The 3,194-nt window shown below is 76.0% G+C and carries 5 protein-coding genes and 1 pseudogene; 1 reads left to right on the top strand and 5 read right to left on the bottom strand.

Annotated features, from left to right (window positions below; translation table 11 throughout):
• Window positions 1-196: hypothetical protein (locus KS423_RS41900; protein ID WP_224284962.1), on the bottom strand; the 196-nt coding region annotated here is incomplete at its 3' end.
• A 150-nt stretch (window positions 197-346) separates the two neighbouring features.
• On the opposite strand from KS423_RS41900, the gene KS423_RS41895 reads away from it, so the two are divergent.
• Complete coding sequence (locus KS423_RS41895) at window positions 347-1,426, top strand: LuxR C-terminal-related transcriptional regulator (RefSeq protein ID WP_224284961.1); 1,080 nt, start codon at window positions 347-349, stop codon at window positions 1,424-1,426.
• Between the two features lie 88 nt (window positions 1,427-1,514).
• On the opposite strand, the gene KS423_RS47735 is transcribed toward KS423_RS41895, so the two are convergent.
• The 4 genes and pseudogenes from KS423_RS47735 to KS423_RS41880 form a co-directional block, all read right to left on the bottom strand.
• The gene (locus tag KS423_RS47735; protein WP_263455795.1) at window positions 1,515-1,637 is read right to left on the bottom strand and encodes a hypothetical protein; all 123 of its coding nucleotides are present in this window, start codon (window positions 1,635-1,637) and stop codon (window positions 1,515-1,517) included.
• On the bottom strand, window positions 1,637-1,786 hold the full coding sequence (locus tag KS423_RS41890) for a hypothetical protein (protein WP_224284960.1): 150 nt from the start codon (window positions 1,784-1,786) through the stop codon (window positions 1,637-1,639). Before KS423_RS41890 ends, KS423_RS47735 begins: the two co-directional genes overlap by 1 nt.
• On the bottom strand, window positions 1,786-1,929 hold the full coding sequence (locus KS423_RS41885; protein WP_224284959.1) for a hypothetical protein: 144 nt from the start codon (window positions 1,927-1,929) through the stop codon (window positions 1,786-1,788). Before KS423_RS41885 ends, KS423_RS41890 begins: the two co-directional genes overlap by 1 nt.
• Before the next feature lie 127 nt (window positions 1,930-2,056).
• Window positions 2,057-3,194: pseudogene (locus KS423_RS41880) on the bottom strand (lanthionine synthetase C family protein); the annotation flags it as partial.

Raw genomic sequence — 3,194 nt, 5'->3', positions numbered from 1 at the left:
GTGCGGGCTCGGTGCGCGGCACTTCGGCCGGCACCAGCTCGGCCAGCGCCGCCGCGGTCGGGTCGCCGCCGGGGCAGCAGAGGAGGACCTCCCGGCGGGCCCGCCGCAGCCGGTCGCCGACCACGGCACGCACGGTTCCGGGGTCCGCCGGGGTGGGTGCGGTGAACGCGACCCGGGCGGTTCCACGTTCTCTCATGGCGGTCCTCTTGACAGCAGGTGGCGGTTGACGACGCGTCCGGTGAACGACAGGTCTCCGGAGCGGTTGTCCGATAGTCGTCACAGTTCGCGGCGGCGGCCAAGGGCCGAAGGGGGTCAGGAAGATGAATGGCCGACTGAGGAGGGGTGGATGAATCCGGTGAACACGGACACGATCCGGCCGTCGGGGCGGGAGGCCCTGCTCGATCACGAGACGCGGCTGGTCTACGAGTGGGCGGTGCGGCAGCGGCGGGTCGAGCCGGCCGACCCGGCGCGGATGGCCGGCGATCTCGGGCTCACCGAGGCGCGGTGCCGCCGGGCCGTCGACCTGCTGGCGGCGCTCTGCCTGCTGGTCCGGCGTCCGGGCGCCGAACGGGGCTGCTACGCGACGGTCGGGCCGGAGGCGGCCGCCGCGCGGCTGACCGGGCAGGAGGAGGCACGGCTGCGCCTGGAGGAGGCCGAGCTGGGCCGCCGGCAGGCGGAACTGGCCAGGCTGCGCGCGGAGGTGGCCTCGCTGGCGCCGGTGTACCAGTCGCAGGGCGGCGGCTCGGACGCTTCGGTCCGGCTGCTGGAGGACGCGTACGTCCTCCGCTCGGCCCTCGACTCCGTGGTGGGCGCCGCGAAGGAGGAGGTGCTGGCGATCCGGCCGGGCGGCGGGCACCCGGAGGCGGCCCTGGCCGAGTTGCTGCCCCGGGACCTGGGCATGCTGGAACGGGGCGTCCGGCTGCGGAGCGTGTACCAGCACCTGACCCGGTTCGACCCGCCCACCCGCTCCTACGCGGAGCTGGTCATCGCCGAAGGGGCGGAGATCCGCACCCGCGCCGAGGTGCCGGCCAAGCTGGTCGTGGTGGACCGGACCACGGCCTTCGTACCGGCCCGGCGCGCCACCGGCGGGGCGCTGATGGTCCGGGAACCGGCGCTGGTGGCGCACTTCGTCCGGCTCTTCGAACACGAGCGGGGCCAGGCCGTGCCGTACGACACCGCGCCGACCGCGGCCCGCACGGTGACCCGCGACGTCTCGGACGTGATCGCCCTGCTGCTCGCCGCGGGGGAGAAGGACGACACGATCGCCCGGCGGCTGGGCATGTCGACCCGCACCTGCCGGCGCCACGTCGCCGACCTGCTGGCGCGGCTCGGGGCGCAGAGCCGGTTCCAGGCCGGGGTGCTGGCCGAGCGCGAGGGGCTGACCGTCCCTGTGGACGTCCCTGCGGACGTCCCGGTGCCGCGCTGAGGCGGGTCGCCGTGCCGTCCGCCGGGTGCGGAAGGGCGGGTGCCCGTCGGGATGGGACCGACGGGCACCCGCGGCCGCCGACTGGCGGTTACTTCTCGGCCTCGACCGGGCCGTCCACCCAGTCGTGCGACTGGGTGCTGAGGAAGCTGCTCGCCAGGGCCGACGGTGCGGTGTCGCTCTCAAGCCCCTGGAGGGCCAGGATCTCCGACATCAGTGCGTCCTCTCCTCGTTGGTCACCGGCGCCTCGAAGCGCAGGTGCGCGGCGCCGCTCCAGTGGCTGGGCGGCAGCTCGACGGTGGGCGGGTAGGTCGCCGCGCCCGTCTCGGTGTCGAGCCCCTGGAGGGCCAGGATCTTCGACATCAGCGCGCCGTCTCGTCCGAGACGGGCGCGTCGAAGCGCATGTGCAGGGCGCTGCTCGTGTGGCTGGGCGGGAGGATGGTGCTGGTGTAGGCCGACGTGCCGGTCTCGGTCTCCAGCCCCTGGAGCGCGAGGATCTGCGTCATGGTCCGTTCCTTTCGGTGATGTGGTCCCGGCCACCGGGTGGTGACCGTCGTGCTCCCCCGGCACGGGGCCGGGGGAAGTCCGTGATGCCGGGCAGCGTCGTGCGGTGCCGGGCGTCGATGGCGGGTGTCAGGGCCGGGCGAGGTCGGTGATGCCGGGCAGCGGCACCGGGCCGAGCACCGCCTCGTGCAGTGCGGTCAGGACCCCGGCCGCGCCGGTGGCCAGGTCCGCCGAGAGCCGCATCGAGCGGCGGCCCGGGAAGGCCAGGTGGCCGCGATGGTCCATCACGTGCCACTCCAGCAGCCGCAGGTGGCGGTCGGCCTCCGCCCGGTGCCCGGTCCTGAGCTGGTGCAGCAGCAGCCCGGCCCGGCCCTCGAACAGGCCCGACGCGGCGACCAGCTCCGGGCGGCAGGCGCGCTCGGCGGCCGTCAGCGCCTCGGCGAACCGGGCGGGCAGCCGGTCGGCGCCGGTGCGCCGGGCCAGCTCGGCGATCACGCCTGCGGTGCCCACTCCACCCGCGGCCAGGTACGGGAGCTTGCGCCGGTAGCGGTCCTCGACCAGGAAGAGCATCCCGTCGGTGATGTCCGCCTCGTCCAGCTCCCGGCCCAGCGCCGCCTCGGCCGCCGTCAGCCAGACCGGCTCGCCGGTCTGCCCGTGCAGCCGCAGGAACAGCGAGGCCTGCCCGCTCCAGCCGTCCAGCAGGCCGCGCAGCAGCGGCGCTCGCTCCTCCCGGGCCAGCTCCTGCCCGAGGGCCAGGGCCCGGTCGGCGAGGCGGTCCTGGCCGAGTGCGCCGGCCAGGTCGAGCAGGCCCAGCGCGATGCCCGCCCGTCCGGAACCCAGCCCCGGATCGAGCGGCGGCTCGGCGTCGAGCAGCCGATCGACGAGTGCGCCGGCCGCCTCCGGCGCACCGAGGCGGGCCAGTGCCCAGGCGATGCCGGTCAGCCCGTCGTACAGCCCGGACGGCAGGTCGGGCTCCGCGTTCGCCCGGGCCACCAGCCAGTCGGTGTGCTCGGCCGGGGCGGGCCGGCCGCAGGCCCACAGCGCGTACAGCACGCCGGCCGTACCGTGGGCGAGCCCCAGGCCGTTGTGGACCGGACCGAACTGCTCGACGTCGCCCGGGAAGAGGCGGTCGGTCCGCTCCGGCGTGGCCGTCGCCAGGATGCCCGCGGCCAGCGAGTCCAGCACAGGGCGCCAGGCCTCGGTGTCCGCCGACGGGGCCTGCGGCCAGGCCGGCCGCGACGGCCCGGGGCCGCCGTCCGCGGCGTCC

It is taken from the genome of Streptomyces sp. LS1784 (assembly GCF_020103755.1).
GTDB lineage: Bacteria > Actinomycetota > Actinomycetes > Streptomycetales > Streptomycetaceae > Kitasatospora.
This window is presented reverse-complemented; position numbering and strand designations above follow the sequence as displayed.

Coding starts and splice junctions, on each gene's coding strand:
- KS423_RS41895 (WP_224284961.1), top strand. CDS start 347: ATGAATCCGGTGAACACGGACACGATCCGGCCGTCGGGGCGGGAGGCC.
- KS423_RS41890 (WP_224284960.1), bottom strand. CDS start 1,786: ATGTCGAAGATCCTGGCCCTCCAGGGGCTCGACACCGAGACGGGCGCG.
- KS423_RS41885 (WP_224284959.1), bottom strand. CDS start 1,929: ATGACGCAGATCCTCGCGCTCCAGGGGCTGGAGACCGAGACCGGCACG.
- KS423_RS47735 (WP_263455795.1), bottom strand. CDS start 1,637: ATGTCGGAGATCCTGGCCCTCCAGGGGCTTGAGAGCGACACCGCACCG.